Here is a 16,017-nt window from a genome sequence, read left to right as displayed (position 1 = left end):
GCGGTCGAGCCGTGAGCGACGTCGTGCGCTGCGGTTGGTCGACCGACGACCCGCTGTACGTCGAGTACCACGACACCGAGTGGGGTCGTCCGACGACCGACCCGGTGCGCCTGTTCGAGAAGGTCTGCCTCGAGGGCTTCCAGTCCGGTTTGAGCTGGATCACGATCCTGCGCAAGCGCGACGCGTTCCGTGCGGCCTTCGCCGGGTTCGATCCCGCCGTCGTCGCCGACTTCGACGAGGCCGACGTGGAGCGGCTGCTCGGCGACGCCGGCATCGTCCGCCACCGGGGAAAGATCGAGGCGTCGATCTCGAACGCCCGCCGAGCCCTCGAGCTCGTCGAGGAGGAGGGATCGCTCGTCGACTGGTTCTGGTCGTGGGCGGTCACCGAACCCCATCGCGACGACGGCGGGATCCCGTCCACCACCCCCCGGTCGACGGCGCTCGCACGCGAGCTCAAGCGGCGCGGGTGGCGCTTCGTCGGGCCGACCACCGCGTACGCGCTCATGCAGTCCGAGGGCCTGACCAACGACCACGAGGCCGGCTGCGCCGTGCGCGACGAGTGCGAGGCGCAGCGCCGCGAGTTCCTCGCGGGGCGCGCGCTGCGGCCGGCTCCCTGATCGGGCGGGAGCGCGAACCGACCCGCTGCTCGGCGATGCCGGTCGTCCCGCGCGACGGTACGGTCGGCGCATGGCGAGCTCGACGACCCAGCCACCCCCCGACGTCGACGTCCTGATCGTCGGCGCCGGCCTCTCCGGGATCGGCATGGCCTGCCACCTCACCCGGGAGGTGCCCGACCTGTCGTACGCGGTCGTCGAGGCGCGCGACGACCTCGGGGGGACGTGGGACCTGTTCCGGTACCCCGGCGTGCGCTCCGACAGCGACATGTTCACCCTCGGCTACGACTTCAAGCCGTGGGCGAGCGACCTCGCGATCGCGGACGGCGCGTCGATCAAGGCGTACATCGCCGAGACCGCCGCCGAGCACGACGTGATGCGCCACATCTCCTTCGGTCAGCGGGTCACCGGAGCCTCGTGGGACTCGATGCAGGCCCGGTGGACGGTCACGATGGAGGGCGCGGACGCCGATGGCGCATCGACCACGTCGACCACCACGTGCCGGTGGCTGCAGATGTGCAGCGGCTACTACTCCTACACCGACCCCCACCGCCCCGACTTCGAGGGTGAGGACTCCTTCTCGGGTCGGATCGTGCACCCGCAGAGCTGGCCCGACGACCTGACGACCGACGACGAGCTGCGCGACCTGCGGATCGTGGTGATCGGTTCGGGGGCGACGTCGGTGACGCTCGTCCCGTCCCTCGCCGAGGGGGGAGCGAAGGTCACCATGCTGCAGCGGACGCCGACGTGGATCGTTCCGGCGCCGAACCGCAACCCGATCACGACCGGCCTGCGTCGGGTGCTCCCCGAGGAGCTCGCCTACCGGGCGATCCGCAAGATCAACTCGTGGCGGACCGAGAAGCTCTACTCGATGTCGCGCAGCGATCCCGCCAGGGTCAAGGACATGATCAACACCGAGATCCGCAAGTCGCTCGGCGACCACGAACTGATGGACCCGCACTTCACCCCGAGCTACGACCCGTGGGACCAGCGCCTCTGCCTCGCTCCCGACGGCGACTTCTTCGAAGCGATCAACTCGGGGCGTGCCGAGGTGGTCACCGATCGCATCGAGCGCTTCGACGCGACGGGGATCGTGCTCGAGAGCGGCCGCCGACTCGACGCGGACGTGATCGTCACCGCGACCGGGCTGCGGCTGCTCGCGCTCGGCGGGGTGTCCCCGGTCGTCGACGGCGAGCGGATCGACCTCTCCGAGACGTTCACCTACAAGGGCTTCATGTACTCCGGCATCCCGAACCTCGGGACGACCTTCGGCTACATCAACGCCTCGTGGACGCTGCGCGCCGACCTGGTCGCCCGCTACGTCTGCCGCCTGCTCACGACCATGGACGCGCAGGGCGCCGGGCGCGCCGTCCCGGTGGTGTCCGACCCCGACATGGCGCGCCGGCCCTACGTCGACGACTTCCCCGCCGGGTACATGCGACGGGGGCTGCACAGCTACCCGAAGCAGTCCGACGCCGCGCCGTGGATCGCCTCGCAGAGCTACTCCGAGGACCGCGAGCACCTGCTCGGGCCCGACGTCGACGTCGACGACGGCGTGATCGAGTTCTCCTCGTCGCGCCACCCGGTCGGGGCGTGAGGCCCGGCGGCGACGTTTGCCCCCTCGGCCTTCGGGCACGTTCACGACGTCGGTCCGATCGGTCCGGCCGACCCCGAGGAGCCCCATGAAGTCGTCGACCAAGTACAACGCCATCTCCACCGTCGCAGGAGCGGGAGCCGCCGTCGGGATGCGCCGACTGGTGTCGGCGATCTGGCCGGCCGATCCACCGAAGAACCCGGCGGAGCCCGGGGTCCTGTGGCGTGACGCCCTGACGTGGGCGATCGTGTCGTCGATCGGCGCCGGGGTCGCGCGCGTCGTGGCGCACCGGCTCACCGCATCGGGGTGGGAGCGCCTCACCGGCGACATCGCCCCTCAGCAGAGCTGACCCGCACCCGCACGGCGACCCGGCGCACGGGTCGTCCGCTGGCACGCGACGGCGTCGGAGTTGATACGACGGAGCGATGACGGATCTGCTCACCGCCCACGCCGAGAACCAGGGCGACAAGCTCGCGGTCATCGACGATCGCCTCGGAGACGACGTGCGGATGCTCACCTACGCGGAGCTCGAGCAGCGCGCCAACCGCCTCGCGAACGTCGTCGTCGAGCACGGCGTGCGCCCCGGCGGGAAGGTCGTCTGGTGCGGGCAGAACTCGCTCGGGATCGTGGTGATGGTCAACGCGGCGCGCAAGATCGGTTCGACCGCGGTCCCGCTCAACTACCGCCTGTCCGACGAGGAGGCGGCCTACGTCGTCGACCACTCCGACGCGACCGTCGTCTACGTCGACGCCGAGTTCGCTCCCCTGTTCGAGCGCATCCGCGACCGGATCCCGAAGGTGGAGCGGATCCTGGTCTTCGACGGTGACGCACCCGACGGGATGATCGCGGTCGACCCCCTCGTCGACGCGGCCTCGGCCGAGCCCCCGGTGATCCCGCCCGAGGAGGCCGACCGCGCGACGGGATCGACGATGATCTACACCTCCGGCACCACCGGCAAGCCGAAGGGCGCGCTGCGCACGGCCGGGACGGACCCCGAGCAGACCGCTGCCCTCCTCGGCTTCATCGGGTACTCGCCCGACGACGTGTACATCACCACCGGTCCCCTCTACCACTCCGGTCCGGGCGGCTTCATGGGCATCGGGCTCGCGATGGGCCAGACGATCGTCGTCCAACGCAAGTTCGATCCGGTCGACTGGCTGCGCCTGGTCACCGAGCACCGGGCGACGACCACCTTCTCCGCCCCGACCCCGATCCGCATGATCTGCAACGTCGACGACGAGATCAAGGCGCGCTACGACACCTCCTCGATGCGCGTGATGATCGCGAACGCAGCACCCTGGAGCTTCGCTCTCAAGCAGCGGTACGTCGAGGACTTCCCCCCCGAGTCGCTGTTCGAGGTCTACGGCTCGACCGAGCTCGGGGTGAACACGGTGATGCGCCCCGAGGACCAGATGCGCAAGCCCGGTTCCTGCGGCAAGGAGGCGCCGATGGTCGAGATCCGGCTCTACGACGACGACGGGAACATCGTGACCGACACCGGACCGCAGGCGACCGGTGAGCTCTACGTGCGCTCGGCGTCGGTGTTCTCGGACTACTACAAGCAGCACGACAAGTTCGAGGAGGACCGCCGCGACGGGTTCCAGACCGTCGGCGACATCGCCTACCGCGACGACGAGGGCTTCCTGTTCATCTGCGACCGCAAGAAGGACATGATCATCTCGGGGGGGATGAACATCTACCCGGCCGAGATCGAGGCCGCCCTCGAGCAGCACCCCGACGTCTACGAGGTGGCGGTGTTCGGCATCCCCGACGACGACTGGGGCGAGTCGGTGCACGCGGTGATCGTCGCCCACGAGGGCGCGGAGGTCGACGACGCCGCGATCGACGTCCACGCCCGGGCCCACCTCGCGAACTACAAGATCCCCCGCTCGATCTCGTGGATGGGCGAGCTGCCCAAGACCGGGAGCGGCAAGGTGCTCAAGCGCGACCTGCGCGCCCCGTTCTGGGAGGTGGCGTCCGGGAACGTCTGACGTCGTCGTCGGGTCACGTCCGACGACGACGCCCGGTGTCGTCTCGCGCTCCGCGTGGTCAGGCGCGGACCGTCGCCAGCCAGTCGTCGACCAGTCGCTCGATCGCCGCGACGTCGAGCGCTCGGTGCTCGACCAGCGCGGCGAACAGCAGCGGACCGAGCAGCCGGCCCGCGACCGTCCCGGGGTCGATCCCGGGGCGCAGCTCGCCGTCGGTGACGCCCCGGTCGAGGATCGCGTGCAGATCGGTGATCCCGACCCCGGCGAGGGTGGCGAGGACCTCGCGCGCCTCGGCGTCCCACTGCGCCTGGGCGAGCATCTGGGCGAGCATCTTGCGCTTGGCGGGTTCGACGAGCACCTCGCTCGACGCGGTGGCGACGTCGACCACGTCGCGTCGCAGGTCCCCCGAGGGTTCGACCCGACGGCGCGGCTCGCTCGCCTGGCAGATGTCGAGCAGCAGCTCCGCCCGGGTCGGCCAGTAGCGGTACAGCGTGGTGCGGCTGAGCCGGGCGGCCGACGCCATCGCGGCGTGGGTGATCGCCTCGGGACCCTGCTCGAGCAGCAGCTCCCGGCCTGCGTCGTGGACCGCCTCGTGGGTGCGCCGCACGCGCGGGTCGAGCTCGTCCTCGTCGTGCGCTGCGTCGCCGTCGCCTGGATCGTGCGCATCGCCTGGATCGACGAGCTCTGTGGCTCCGGACACATCCCCCTCCATCGGTTGCATCCTACCGGCTAAGTGGACAGTATGTCCATCTATGAACAGTATGTCCACCATCGACTGCGACGAGGTCGCGGTCGGCCCGCCGTCGTCCGACGGCTCCGGCTCCGACTCGACCCCGTCGATCTGGGCGCGCATCGGCGCCTTCTCCTTCGACCGCCGGCGCTGGGTGCTCGCGGCCTGGGTCGCGCTGCTCGTCGCCGTCGGCGCCGGGGTCGGCACCCTCGGCACCTCGACGGACAGCTCGTTCGAGAGCCCCGACTCGGAGTCCGCGCGCGGGCTGCAGGTGCTCGCCGACTCCTTCGGAGCCGGGAACAACTTCCTCTCGGGGTCGATCGTGTTCCGCGCCGCCGACGGGGTCGACTCCCCCGGAGCGCGCGACACGATGACCGATCTGCTCGCGGAGGTCGACGAGATCGACGGCGTGACGGTCACGAGCCCCTACTCGCCCGCGGGTGAGCAGCAGGGTCTCGTGTCGGCCGACGGGACGATCGCCCGTGCGCCGATCGACTTCGCCGCCGACATCACCGAGACCGAGTCCGCGGAGATCGGGGTGGAGGTCAACGAGATCGTCGCCGACGCCCGCACCGACGGGTTGCAGATCGAGGTCGGCGGAGCGGCGCTGGCGGAGTTCGAACCGCCCGAGTCCGAGCTGATCGGCGTCGCGTTCGCTGTGGTCATCCTGATCCTGTCGTTCGGATCCGTGCTCGCGATGGGCCTCCCCATCGGTGTCGCGCTGTTCGGCGTCGGGATCGGGGTGGCGACGATCCAGCTGCTCACCAACGTGATGACGATCCCTGAGTTCGCGACCAGTCTGGGAGCGATGATCGGTCTCGGGGTCGGGATCGACTACGCCCTGTTCATCGTCACCCGGTACCGCGAGGGCACCCGAGCCGGGCTCGACCCGCGCTCCGCGACGGTCACCGCCATCGACACCGCCGGGCGCGCCGTGGTGTTCGCCGGCTTCACCGTCGTCATCTCGCTGCTCGGGATGTTCGTCATCGGGCTGTCCTTCATCAACGGGTTGGCGACGGGGGCGGCGGTCACCGTCGCGATCACGATGGTCGCCTCTGTGACCCTCCTGCCCGCGCTGATCGGCTTCGCCGGCGAGCGGGTCGAGGTGACCCGCTACCGCGGCCTGATCATGGCCGGCGGCGCGGCGCTCGCGGTGCTCGGCGTGGGCATCGGGGTGCCGATCCTGTCGATCGTCGGGCTGATCGTGCTCGTCGGGACCCTGCTCGCGTCGTTCGTGGTGAAGCCGCTGCGCCGCCGCCTCCCGCCGCGCGAGCACCCCGAGCTGCGCGACACGTGGTCGTACCGGTGGAGCCGGTTCGTGCAGCGCAACCCGTGGCCGATGGCGATCGGCGTGACGCTCTTCCTGCTCCTGGTGGCGTCACCGGTGCTCGGGCTGCGGCTCGGCTTCGGCGACGAATCGACCTACTCCGAGGAGACGACGACCCGGCAGGCCTACGAGCTGGCCGCCGACGGCTTCGGAGCAGGCAGCAACGGGCCGCTGCTGCTGGTGACCGAGCTCGACGACCCCGCCCAGGCGCAGACGCTGGTCGGCCTCGTCGAGACCCTCGACGGGACCGACGGCGTCGAGCGCGCCCTCGGACCGATCCCGTCCGAGGACCTCGACGCGGCGCAGATCATCGTGATCCCCACGACCGGGCCCCAGGACGAGGCGACGGCCGAGCTCGTGCGCGAGCTGCGCGACGAGATCGTCCCCACCGCCACCGACGGGAGCGGTCTCGACGTCCTCGTCACCGGGTCGGTCGCGTCGAGCATCGACTTCAGCAGCTACCTCAGCGAGCGGATCCCGTTCTTCTTCGCCGCGGTGCTGACCCTGTCGTTCCTGCTGCTGATGATGGTCTTCCGCTCGGTGCTCGTCCCGCTCAAGGCCGTGATCATGAACCTGCTGTCGATCGGCGGGGCCTACGGCATCGTCGTGATGGTGTTCCAGTGGGGGTGGGGGGTCGAGCTGCTCGGCTCGGGGAGCGGCCCCATCGAGCCGTTCCTGCCGATGATGCTGTTCGCGATCGTGTTCGGTCTGTCGATGGACTACGAGGTCTTCCTGCTCTCGCGGGTCAAGGAGGAGTACGACCGCTCCGGTGACGCGGCGAACTCGGTCGCCGACGGGCTGGCCGCGACCGCCCGCGTGATCACCGCCGCGGCCGCGATCATGGTCGTCGTGTTCGGCAGCTTCGTGCTCGAGGACAACCGGATCATCAAGATGTTCGGCCTCGGCCTGGCGAGCGCCGTGTTCCTCGACGCCACCCTCGTGCGGATGCTGCTCGTCCCCGCCACGATGGAGCTGCTGGGCGAGCGGAACTGGTGGCTGCCGCGCTGGCTCGACCGCGTGCTGCCCGACCTCGACGTCGAGGGATCCACCCACGAGCCGGTGGCGCAGCCCGTGGAGGCCTGACGTGAGCCGCCGCGATCGTCTTGAATGGGGCGATGGCGTCGAAGAAGAGCTCCGGTCCCGCACGCTCCGCACCCAAGGGTCGGCCGACCCCCCCACGGGGGGCCCGCCGCGACGGTCGCGCGACGCTGTCGTCGCGAGCGCAGTGGGCGATCGTCGTCGTCGTGGGTCTGCTCGTGATCGGGTTCGTCCTCTGGCTCGGCCGCGACGTGCAGTCGAACCTCGGCGCCCCCGGACCGCGACCCGCGCCCGCACCAGCGGTGGCGGCGCCCGCTCCCGACCCGACGGCGGATCGGTGACGGGGCCGGCGGGCGCCCGGTCACCGGCGCCCGTTCCCCCCGACGGCGTCGCGCCACGTCCGTGACCGAGCCCTCGTCGTCCGGCCCGTAGGATCGCGCCCGTGCCACCGCGACCGTCGACGACGACCCGGATCGGTCCCCGATCGTGAGCGAACCGGTCGTCGGCGTCGTGATGGGCTCGTCCAGCGACTGGCCGACGATGGAGCACGCGGTGTCCACCCTCGAGCGCTTCGGGGTGGACCACGAGGCCAAGGTGGTGAGCGCGCACCGGATGCCCGACGAGATGTTCACCTACGCCGAGTCCGCTCGCGCACGGGGACTGCGAGCGATCATCGCCGGAGCCGGCGGGGCCGCCCACCTCCCCGGCATGCTCGCGGCGAAGACGACGGTCCCCGTGCTCGGCGTGCCGGTCGAGTCACGGCACCTGTCGGGCCTCGACTCGTTGTACTCGATCGTCCAGATGCCCGCCGGGGTACCGACGGCCACCTTCGCGATCGGGCGCGCCGGCGCGACGAACGCCGCCCTGTTCGCGATCGCGATGCTCGCCGCCGACGACGAGCCGCTGCAGCGCGCCCTCGACGAGGAGCGCGACGAGCGACGCCGGGGAGCGGCCTCGTCGACCCTGCCCCCTCCCCCGACGTGACGACGACCGGCGGCGACCGCGCCGCACCCGCGGCGGTCGGGCCGATCGTGCCGCCGTCGACGATCGGCATGCTCGGTGGCGGGCAGCTCGGCAAGTACGCCCTCGTCGCCGCGAACGCGATGGGGTACCGCACGATCGTGCTCGACCCGAGCGACGGCGCGCCCGCCGGCGTCGTCGCCGACGACCACCTCGTCGCGGCGTACGACGACCCCGGCGCGCTCGACGCGCTCGCGTCGAGGTGCGCGGTGGTCACGACCGAGTTCGAGAACGCTCCGGCCGCCGCCCTCGAGCGCCTCGGCCGGGAGGTGCGCGTCGCCCCCTCGCCCGCTGCCGTCGCGATCGCGCAGGATCGGATCGCGGAGAAGGGCTTCCTGGGCGGTCACCGGTTCCCGGTCGGCGACCACGTCGCGCTCGCCCACGACGCGACCGACGACGTCCGTCGGCGCGCCGTGGCCCTCGCGGAGCGCGGGGCCGTCGTCAAGACCGCCCGACTCGGCTACGACGGGCGCGGCCAGCGACGTGCCACGGGTGCGCACGGCCTCGACGTCGCCCTCGCCGAGCTGGGCGGCGTCGACTGCGTGGTCGAGGCGGCGCTCGACCTCATCGGCGAGCTCAGCGTGCTCGTGGCGCGCACGCACGCCGGGGACGTGACCACGTGGGCCGTCGCCGAGAACGTCCACGTCGACGGCATCCTCGACGTGTCGGTCGTCCCCGCCCGCTGCGACGAGGAGCTCTCGAGGGGTGCCGTGGAGCTGGCGGTCGAGGTCGCCGAGGCGCTGGACTTCGTCGGCGTGGTCGCGGTCGAGCTGTTCGTGGTCGCCGACGGCGCCGGGAACGGACGCCTGCTCGTCAACGAGATCGCCCCGCGACCGCACAACAGCGGGCACTGGACGCTCGACGCGTCGGTCACCAGCCAGTTCGAGCAGCAGATCCGCGCGGTCTGCGGGGTGGGGTTGGCCGACGTCGCGATGACCGCCCCGGCGATCGCGATGGTCAACCTGCTCGGCGACCTGTGGTTCGTCGGCGAGACCGTGGACGGCCGTGCCGATCCCTCTCGGACGCCCGGCGGCGCCGACCCCGCCGACCGGGCGGCCGTCGAGCCCCGGTGGGAGCGGGCTCTCGCTCATCCGGCCGCGGCCCTCCACCTGTACGGCAAGGACCGGGCGCGCCCCGGGCGCAAGATGGGGCACCTCACGGTCACCGGCGACGATCCCGGGGTCGCCGCGGCGGCGGCCGTCGCGCTGCGCGCCTCGCTGACGGGCGGGCGGGAGGTCCGCGACTGAGTCGTTCGCCCACCTGACGTGGCGACGGGTGCGCCCAGGCGCGACACTTCGCCGATGGCGACGACCCAGGCTCCCGACGGCACCGAGATCCACTTCGAGGCGACGGGGCCCGGCGACGCGGGAGCGCACGACGGGGAGCCGGGGGGTGCGTCGGGTCCGTCCGGCGACGGCGCTGCGCCGTCGCAGCCGCCGACGGCGGTCGTGCTGGTCCACGGCATCACGGAGAACCACACCGCGTGGGAACCGGTCGTCGAACGGCTCTCCGCCACCAGACCGACCGTGGCGCTCGACCTGCGCGGCCACGGCCGCTCCGACTACGCCGACCGCTACGACCTCGAGGCGATGGCGAGCGACGTCGCCGCGGTGATCGACGAGGCCCGCCTGGAGCGCCCGCACCTCGTCGGCCACTCCCTCGGCGGGGCGGTCGTGTCGGTGGTGGGAGCGACGATCCCGGTGTCCTCGGTCGTGAACGTCGACCAGTCGCTCCAGCTCTCCGGGTTCTCCGATCAGCTGATCACGTTCGAGAACCAGCTCCGCAACCCGGACACCTTCCCCGTCGTGGTGAACGGCTTGTTCGAGACGATGTACGGCGACCTGCTCGCCGATTCCGAGCGCGCCCGCCTCGACGCGCTGCGCCGCCTCGATCCCGATGTCGTGCTCGGGGTGTGGGAGATGCTGCTCACCTCGACATCCGACGACGTCGACGCCGCCGTCGACGCCGCCCTCTCCGGGTACCGGGACCGCCACGTCGACTACCTCCTGATCCACGGCATCGACCCGGGGACCGACGGGACGTGGCTGGCCGAGCGCGTCGACGGCGCCGTGACGGAGGTGTGGGAGGACCACGGCCACTACCCGCACCTCGTGGACCCCGATCGCTTCGTGGAGCGCCTCGAGCGGTTCTGGTCGTGACGCGGATCCCGACCACGACGCACCGGGTCGCCGCGCTGGCTACCCTCCGCTCGTGGCACGACTGGAGGAGATCGGTGAGCGCGACGGCTGGCGGTGCTGGCTGTGCGACGAGCCGGTCGACCCGGACCGGTCGGTCAACGACGACCGCGGCCCGAGCGTCGACGCACGGATGACCGAGCGCAAGGCGCGCGCCAAGTCCAGGTCGCGACGTGGCGCTCCCGCCCCGGAGCGCTTGGCGCACCGGGGGTGCAACACCGGAAAGGGCAACGTCGAGGCCGTGGTGCCGTGGTCCGACCACCTCTTCGTGGTCGATCCGTCGCCGATCATCGCGAGCGTCGAGCGACTCGAGGCCAAGGGCGGGCGCGAGGTGATGGCCCGGTGCCCGACGAGCGCCGATGCACGCGAGACCGCCGACTGGCTCGTCGATCGGGTGTCACGGCTCGCTCCCGACCTCGTCGTCGACGCCCAGATCGACGAGGGCGGCGGGCAGCACCTGGTCGCCCTCCGCCGCCGCTGACCGACCCGCCCCCGCCGCACCCGCGGTCACCCGATGCCGGCACCAGCCACGGGCACGGCTGCGATGTGGTCGGCGCCTGAGGGACTCTTGACCCAAGTCGTCGTCGTGCGGTTCCGAATGAGATCGCATCATGGACGATGACGCGGGCCGACGATGAACGGCGATCGGCTCGCCCACGTCCGGGACGCGCTCGCCGAGGTCTGCGGGCGTGACGTCGTCGTCACTCGGCCCGATCCCCAGTTCCTCCGGATCGTGCTCGAACCCGTCGACGACCGGGGGCGCGTCGACGTCGTCGCGAGCCTGACCGATCGCGGGTGGGTGGTGAGCGACCGCGGGTCGACCGTGCGCGGCCTCGGAGAGGACGCCGACTTCGTCCGGGCGAAGCTGGTCGACGCCGGGATGTCGATCCGGTTCGACGGCGACGTCGTGATCGCGGAGACCGACCGGGTCTCGTTCGTCGACGCGGTGTCGCAGTTCGTGCGCGACCTCGAGTTCATCCCGGTGCTCGCCGGTCTGTGGTCGAGCGCCGCCGCGGACGTGTCCTGAGCGAAGCGAGCGCCGGCGCTCGAGACCGGGGCGGGGACCGGCTCGGTCTCGACCGAGGGCGCTCGTCGAGCTCTCGACGTGCGATCGGGCGTGCTCTGCCGACCCCTGCGCGACCTGGCCGAGTCGGAGACGAGGGCGAACGTCGCACACCCCGCCACGCGCGTCGGAGCCCGACGGGGCACCCCGGCCGACTCGCTCAGGCCGTGGCGAGCGACTTGCCGGGGTCGAAGAACGGGAGCTCGACGACGGTCGCGGCGGCCGGACCCGACGGCGTCGCGACCTCGAGGCGCGTGCCGATCGCGGTCGCGTCGACGGAGACGATCGCGAGGGCGATGTTCCGGTCGAGTCGTGGCGAGTGGACCGCCGAGGTCACCGCCCCGACGGTCGATCCGTCGCGACGGACCGGCCACCGGGTGGTGTTGGGTCCGGCCAGGGGCTCGGCGTCGATGACGAGGCCGACCTGGCGGCGGGTGACGCCCTCGTCGCGGATGCGCCGGAGCGCGGCGGCGCCGATGAAGTCGGCGCCGGCGTCCAGGTCGACGAGGCGATCGAGACCGAGCTCGTAGGGGTCGGTCCCCTCGTCGGCGTCCGCCCGGTAGGACAGCATCGCGCCCTCGATCCGGCGGATCGTCGACGTGTGCCCGGGTCGCAGGCCGAACGGCTGACCGACGGCCATGATCCGCTCCCACAGCTCGTCGCCCCGGTCCCCGTCCCGGAGGTAGATCTCGTAGCCGAGCTCGCTCGACCAGCCGGTGCGGGAGACCACGAGCGGGATGCCGTCGAGCTCGACCTCGCGCAACCGGAAGTACCCGAGGTCACCGATCTCGGGTCCGAGCAGGGCCTCGGCGACGTCGCGTGATCGAGGTCCCTGGAGCTGCAGCGGCGACACATCGGGTTCGCCGATGCTCACGTCCAGCTCGGAGTGCACGGCGACGCCCTTCGCCCACAGCCCGACGTCGCTGTCGGCGGTCGAGATCCAGAAGCGCTGCTCGGCGAGGCGGAGCAGCACGGGGTCGTTGATCAGACCGCCCTGCGCGTTCGTGATCAGGACGTACTTGCACTGTCCCACCTCCATCCTCGAGAGGTCGCGACAGGTCAGGAGCTGGGTGAACCGGGCCGCGTCGGGGCCGGTGATCTCGACCTGGCGCTCGACCCCGACGTCGCACAGGATCGCGGCCTCGACGAGGTTCCGGAAGTTCTGCACCGGATCGCCGAAGTCACGCGGGATGTACATGTGGTTGTACACCGAGAACCCGGTCGCACCCCATCGGACCGTCGCGTCGAAGAACGGCGACCGGCGGATCTGGGTCCCGAAACCGACACCGTGCGGTTCGAGCGAGCCGCGTGGCACGCCATCGGGCGTGACGGAGTCGTCGCCGTCGCCCTCCCGACCCATCGGTCCAGTCTGGGCGATCGAACCGACACGGGGAGAACGCAGGCGACGATCACGACGCGACATCCCCGTGCCCGCCCGCGAGCACGAGGTCGCCACGCCGGTGCTCGCCGAGACCGCCGCGACGTGGAGTCGTGGTAGACCGGCCGTCGTGGTCGAGTTGCCGTCATCGGTCCGTCACGGCCCGCTGGGTTCGGTCGGGACCATCTACGAACTGCCGGACGGACGGCGCTGCGTCGTGACGTTCGCCAACCGCGGTTCGGACTCCCTCAGCCCGGTCCGCGACGACCGTGGGCAGCTGTGGATCGGCCACCTCCTGCGAGGAGACGTCGAGCCGAAGCGCTTCGACGACTGGGAGCGCGAGTGGGTGCCCGCCGAGCTCCTCCGTCCCGTCGGCGAGCTGGACCACCGGGAGCGTCGGATCTGAGCCGCGGCGTCGCACCCTGGCGGGGTCGCGACGAGGTGACCGCGCCGGTCGGCTCGCGCTCGGACCATCGGTCGGGGGTGCGACAGAAGAGAACTCTCAGACCCACCTCAGCCGTCGACCACGGGCGATCCGTACGTTCGGTGTCCATGCCCACCCCCGATGCCCACCGCGGATCGAGAGACGAGGGAACGATGAGGACGCCCGGTCGCGACGACGAGCGGACGGCGAGTCGACGCCCGTCGCCCGAAGCGGGATGTCCGTCGTGGTCGACGACCGGCGACGAGCGTTCGCCACGATCCTCGCCGGCGCCGATCGGGTTCTCGAGTCGCGGGATCGCGGTCCGGTCGGAACCGGGTCCGGCGGGTGGGCGACCCTCGGTGCTGCGCGTCGAGGGCGACATGTGCACCGAGACGCTCCCACCGGCGGTGCTGCGTGCGATGTCGATCGTCGTGGAGCTCGCCGACCGTGACGTCGACGTCGACCTCGGCGCCGTGTCGTTCGTCGACGGACGGGGCGTCGGCGCCCTCGTCCTGCTCCGACGAGCGGCCGAGCGACGCGGCGTAGCGCTGCGTGTCGTGGGTCCGTCGGGACGCGTCCGGCGCCTGCTCGAGATCTGCGATCTCGACGGTCTGATCGCCGCGCCGGTGTCCGGAGCGATCCGGCCACCGGTGGAGGACCGACCGGGTCGTCCGTCGCGGTCCGAGGTGCGCCACGAGCTCTCGGGCGCGGTCGCCAGCCGCCGCGGTGGCTGAACCGGATCGTCGGAGCCGGCGATCGTCGTCGGTCGGCACGGCGCCGAGCAAGCCGTGAGCCGGCCCGTCCGAACCCTCGGCCCGGTGATCCGGATGGGTGCGCGATGAGCGCCGGCTTCTCGGTCGATGCCGGCGTCCTGCTCGGCGGGGTCCTGCTGCTGGTCGGGGTGATCGCGAGTGGTCTCACGTCCCGTTGGCGCATCCCGAGCCTCCTGCTGTTCCTCGGTCTGGGGATGCTGGTCGCCGACGACGGGCTCGCGATCGTCCGCTTCGACGATGCGCCGCTCGTGCAGGACATCGCCGTCGTGGCGCTCGTCGTCATCCTGTTCGAAGGTGGCATGGGGACCCATCCCGACGCGTTCCGCTCGGTCGGAGCGTCGGCGGGCGCTCTCGCCACGGTCGGAGTCGCGGTGACAGCGGGCGTCGTGGCGCTCGTGGTCTGGTGGGCGCTCGATCTCGACTCGACCATCGCGCTGCTCCTCGGGTCGGTCGTCGCGTCGACGGATGCCGCAGCGGTCTTCGCCTCGCTGCGTTCGGAGGCGCTGCGGGAACGAACGCGACAGCTCCTGCAGCTCGAATCCGGCATGAACGACCCGGTCGCCGTGCTGTTGACGATCGGCGTGCTGGAGACGTGGCGTGCGGATCCGACCGCGTGGGACTGGGTTCGGTTCCTCGGTGTCCAGATGGGCGCGGGTGTGATCGTCGGACTCGCCGTCGGTCAGCTCGGTCGGCGCACGCTCGATCGCGTCAGCGGTTTCCGCTGTCCTGACGCCGTTCGGGACACCGCAGCGCGAGGCCGTCGTCGTGTCGTGGGCGGGCCTGCGGGGCGCGGTCCCGGTCGTCCTCGCCACGATCCCGTTCACCGCCGGCCACCCCGACGGAGCGCTGATCTTCAACGTGGCGTTCGTCGTGGTCGTCGTATCCGTCGCGCTCCAGGCACCGACCGTCGGATCGCTGGCGCGGCGGCTCGGTGTCGTGGCCGACCAGCGACCGACGATCCGCTCCGAGATCGTCCCCGTCGACGCCCACGATGCCGACCTCATCGAGATCAGCATCCCCTCCGACGCGACGGTGCACCCGACCACGCTCGGGGCGTCGCCGCCGCCGGCGGGAGCGCGCGTCACGGTGATCCGATGCGACGACGCGACGATCGTGGCGCACGGCAGCACGACGATCGAGCCCGGTGACGTCCTGCTCGTCGTCGCCCCGACACGGAGCGACCTGCGCGACATCGAGCGCTGGGGCCACGGCCTCATCGACGACGAACCCGCGGCGCGGGCCTGATCGTGCGAGCGCCCCGATCCGGACCGTCGACTCCGACGTGGCGATCGTCCGGCGGTCGCGAGCCGCCGCTGCGACGCCGTCGGATCCCCGCGAGGCGTGCGAACCCTCCGCCCGCACGGCCGGTCGAGGGGGCGAGCGCCCGGCGCGCGCTCGCCGCGCGCTCGGAGGCTCACGCCGCGCTGGCAGCCGGGACGCTCGTGGTGGCGACGCCCGCGGGCATCGCGGCGCTGCGGTCGTGCGCCGGCGCCGGGATCACCACGCACGTCCCGACGCGGCGACTCAACGAACCCGCCTGCGTCGCCGTCGACCCGCGCAGGGGGCGCGCGAGCGCACGGTGCGATGCGATGGTCAGGCGTCGGTCGACCTCGGCGCCGCCGGAGCGCGCGAGCCCGGTCGTGTCGACCACCCCGGCCCGGGCGCGGATCGGTGAGGAGAGCGCGGCGGCGCACGACGCGAGAGCGAGGGCGATGGCGCGCTCGGCGCGCCCGGCCCCGGTCGCCACGGACTCCTCGTGGACCACGGCGACCACATCGGCCACGTCGACGCTCGCGGAGGTGAGGAGGAGCTCGGCGAGCACGACGTCGGGGGCGTCGTCGGCGTCGAGCAGGACCAGCACCCCGCGCGATCC

The 16,017-nt window shown here is 71.9% G+C and carries 17 protein-coding genes and 1 pseudogene; 15 read left to right on the top strand and 3 right to left on the bottom strand.

Features of this window, described 5'->3' with window-relative positions; genetic code table 11:
* Positions 1–11: 11 nt before the first annotated feature.
* The 4 genes from ACOOHC_RS00855 to ACOOHC_RS00840 all read left to right on the top strand — a co-directional run bounded on the left by ACOOHC_RS00855 (position 12) and on the right by ACOOHC_RS00840 (position 4,199).
* Entirely contained in the window at positions 12–617 is a 606-nt protein-coding gene (locus ACOOHC_RS00855; protein WP_420452118.1) for a DNA-3-methyladenine glycosylase I, read from the top strand.
* A 70-nt stretch (positions 618–687) separates the two neighbouring features.
* Positions 688–2,211: a flavin-containing monooxygenase gene (locus ACOOHC_RS00850; RefSeq protein WP_420452117.1), complete on the top strand. Its 1,524-nt coding sequence runs from the start codon at positions 688–690 to the stop codon at positions 2,209–2,211.
* A gap of 85 nt (positions 2,212–2,296) precedes the next feature.
* Positions 2,297–2,557: a DUF4235 domain-containing protein gene (locus tag ACOOHC_RS00845; protein WP_420452116.1), complete on the top strand. Its 261-nt coding sequence runs from the start codon at positions 2,297–2,299 to the stop codon at positions 2,555–2,557.
* A 76-nt stretch (positions 2,558–2,633) separates the two neighbouring features.
* Positions 2,634–4,199 (top strand): class I adenylate-forming enzyme family protein, encoded by a 1,566-nt coding sequence (locus ACOOHC_RS00840; protein ID WP_420452115.1) that lies wholly within the window; start codon positions 2,634–2,636, stop codon positions 4,197–4,199.
* A 58-nt stretch (positions 4,200–4,257) separates the two neighbouring features.
* On the opposite strand, the gene ACOOHC_RS00835 is transcribed toward ACOOHC_RS00840, so the two are convergent.
* The gene (locus tag ACOOHC_RS00835; protein ID WP_420452114.1) at positions 4,258–4,908 is read right to left on the bottom strand and encodes a TetR/AcrR family transcriptional regulator; all 651 of its coding nucleotides are present in this window, start codon (positions 4,906–4,908) and stop codon (positions 4,258–4,260) included.
* 49 nt (positions 4,909–4,957) lie between these two features.
* Between ACOOHC_RS00835 and ACOOHC_RS00830 the strand changes: the two genes are divergently transcribed.
* The 7 genes from ACOOHC_RS00830 (at position 4,958) to ACOOHC_RS00800 (ending at position 11,533) form a co-directional block, all read left to right on the top strand.
* Positions 4,958–7,336, top strand: coding sequence for an MMPL family transporter (locus ACOOHC_RS00830; RefSeq protein WP_420452113.1), 2,379 nt, complete (start codon positions 4,958–4,960; stop codon positions 7,334–7,336).
* Between the two features lie 32 nt (positions 7,337–7,368).
* Positions 7,369–7,632, top strand: a complete 264-nt coding sequence (locus ACOOHC_RS00825) for a hypothetical protein (protein ID WP_420452112.1) — start codon at positions 7,369–7,371, stop codon at positions 7,630–7,632.
* 172 nt (positions 7,633–7,804) lie between these two features.
* Positions 7,805–8,275 carry a 5-(carboxyamino)imidazole ribonucleotide mutase gene (gene purE / locus ACOOHC_RS00820; protein WP_420453839.1) on the top strand — a complete coding sequence of 157 codons (471 nt, stop codon included), beginning with the start codon at positions 7,805–7,807 and terminating at the stop codon, positions 8,273–8,275.
* The gene (locus tag ACOOHC_RS00815; RefSeq protein ID WP_420452111.1) at positions 8,272–9,558 is read left to right on the top strand and encodes a 5-(carboxyamino)imidazole ribonucleotide synthase; all 1,287 of its coding nucleotides are present in this window, start codon (positions 8,272–8,274) and stop codon (positions 9,556–9,558) included. The genes purE and ACOOHC_RS00815 overlap by 4 nt, the downstream gene beginning before the upstream one ends.
* Positions 9,559–9,612: 54 nt before the next feature.
* Entirely contained in the window at positions 9,613–10,470 is an 858-nt protein-coding gene (locus ACOOHC_RS00810; protein WP_420452110.1) for an alpha/beta fold hydrolase, read from the top strand.
* A 52-nt stretch (positions 10,471–10,522) separates the two neighbouring features.
* Entirely contained in the window at positions 10,523–10,987 is a 465-nt protein-coding gene (locus ACOOHC_RS00805) for a hypothetical protein (protein ID WP_420452109.1), read from the top strand.
* A gap of 153 nt (positions 10,988–11,140) precedes the next feature.
* A complete protein-coding gene (locus ACOOHC_RS00800) occupies positions 11,141–11,533 on the top strand; it encodes a hypothetical protein (protein ID WP_420452108.1) in 393 nt (130 codons plus the stop codon).
* Positions 11,534–11,729: 196 nt separating this feature from the next.
* On the opposite strand, the gene ACOOHC_RS00795 is transcribed toward ACOOHC_RS00800, so the two are convergent.
* Complete coding sequence (locus tag ACOOHC_RS00795; RefSeq protein WP_420452107.1) at positions 11,730–12,929, bottom strand: glycine cleavage T C-terminal barrel domain-containing protein; 1,200 nt, start codon at positions 12,927–12,929, stop codon at positions 11,730–11,732.
* A gap of 67 nt (positions 12,930–12,996) precedes the next feature.
* On the opposite strand from ACOOHC_RS00795, the gene ACOOHC_RS00790 reads away from it, so the two are divergent.
* The 4 genes and pseudogenes from ACOOHC_RS00790 (at position 12,997) to ACOOHC_RS00775 (ending at position 15,389) form a co-directional block, all read left to right on the top strand.
* Complete coding sequence (locus ACOOHC_RS00790) at positions 12,997–13,353, top strand: hypothetical protein (protein WP_420452106.1); 357 nt, start codon at positions 12,997–12,999, stop codon at positions 13,351–13,353.
* A gap of 146 nt (positions 13,354–13,499) precedes the next feature.
* Positions 13,500–14,105 (top strand): STAS domain-containing protein, encoded by a 606-nt coding sequence (locus tag ACOOHC_RS00785; RefSeq protein ID WP_420452105.1) that lies wholly within the window; start codon positions 13,500–13,502, stop codon positions 14,103–14,105.
* A 104-nt stretch (positions 14,106–14,209) separates the two neighbouring features.
* Positions 14,210–14,839 (top strand): annotated as a pseudogene (locus ACOOHC_RS00780) (cation:proton antiporter); the annotation flags it as partial.
* Between the two features lie 7 nt (positions 14,840–14,846).
* Entirely contained in the window at positions 14,847–15,389 is a 543-nt protein-coding gene (locus ACOOHC_RS00775) for a cation:proton antiporter (RefSeq protein ID WP_420453838.1), read from the top strand.
* A 169-nt stretch (positions 15,390–15,558) separates the two neighbouring features.
* Here ACOOHC_RS00775 and ACOOHC_RS00770 read toward each other — a convergent pair whose 3' ends face one another.
* Positions 15,559–16,005, bottom strand: coding sequence for a hypothetical protein (locus tag ACOOHC_RS00770; protein ID WP_420452104.1), 447 nt, complete (start codon positions 16,003–16,005; stop codon positions 15,559–15,561).
* Positions 16,006–16,017: the final 12 nt, after the last annotated feature.

The sequence above is a fragment of the Ilumatobacter sp. genome (assembly GCF_965215205.1).
In the GTDB taxonomy this organism is placed as follows: Bacteria; Actinomycetota; Acidimicrobiia; order Acidimicrobiales; family Ilumatobacteraceae; genus Ilumatobacter_A.
Note: the sequence above shows the minus strand (reverse complement) of the source record. Positions and strands in the feature narration are given on the sequence as shown.

What these genes read in the sequence shown, in the direction of transcription:
- ACOOHC_RS00850 (WP_420452117.1), top strand. Translation starts at nt 688, where the DNA reads ATGGCGAGCTCGACGACCCAGCCACCCCCCGACGTCGACGTCCTGATC.
- ACOOHC_RS00845 (WP_420452116.1), top strand. Translation starts at nt 2,297, where the DNA reads ATGAAGTCGTCGACCAAGTACAACGCCATCTCCACCGTCGCAGGAGCG.
- ACOOHC_RS00840 (WP_420452115.1), top strand. Translation starts at nt 2,634, where the DNA reads ATGACGGATCTGCTCACCGCCCACGCCGAGAACCAGGGCGACAAGCTC.
- ACOOHC_RS00835 (WP_420452114.1), bottom strand. Translation starts at nt 4,908, where the DNA reads ATGGAGGGGGATGTGTCCGGAGCCACAGAGCTCGTCGATCCAGGCGAT.
- ACOOHC_RS00830 (WP_420452113.1), top strand. Translation starts at nt 4,958, where the DNA reads ATGTCCACCATCGACTGCGACGAGGTCGCGGTCGGCCCGCCGTCGTCC.
- ACOOHC_RS00825 (WP_420452112.1), top strand. Translation starts at nt 7,369, where the DNA reads ATGGCGTCGAAGAAGAGCTCCGGTCCCGCACGCTCCGCACCCAAGGGT.
- purE (WP_420453839.1), top strand. Translation starts at nt 7,805, where the DNA reads ATGGGCTCGTCCAGCGACTGGCCGACGATGGAGCACGCGGTGTCCACC.
- ACOOHC_RS00810 (WP_420452110.1), top strand. Translation starts at nt 9,613, where the DNA reads ATGGCGACGACCCAGGCTCCCGACGGCACCGAGATCCACTTCGAGGCG.
- ACOOHC_RS00800 (WP_420452108.1), top strand. Translation starts at nt 11,141, where the DNA reads ATGAACGGCGATCGGCTCGCCCACGTCCGGGACGCGCTCGCCGAGGTC.
- ACOOHC_RS00795 (WP_420452107.1), bottom strand. Translation starts at nt 12,929, where the DNA reads ATGGGTCGGGAGGGCGACGGCGACGACTCCGTCACGCCCGATGGCGTG.
- ACOOHC_RS00785 (WP_420452105.1), top strand. Translation starts at nt 13,500, where the DNA reads ATGCCCACCCCCGATGCCCACCGCGGATCGAGAGACGAGGGAACGATG.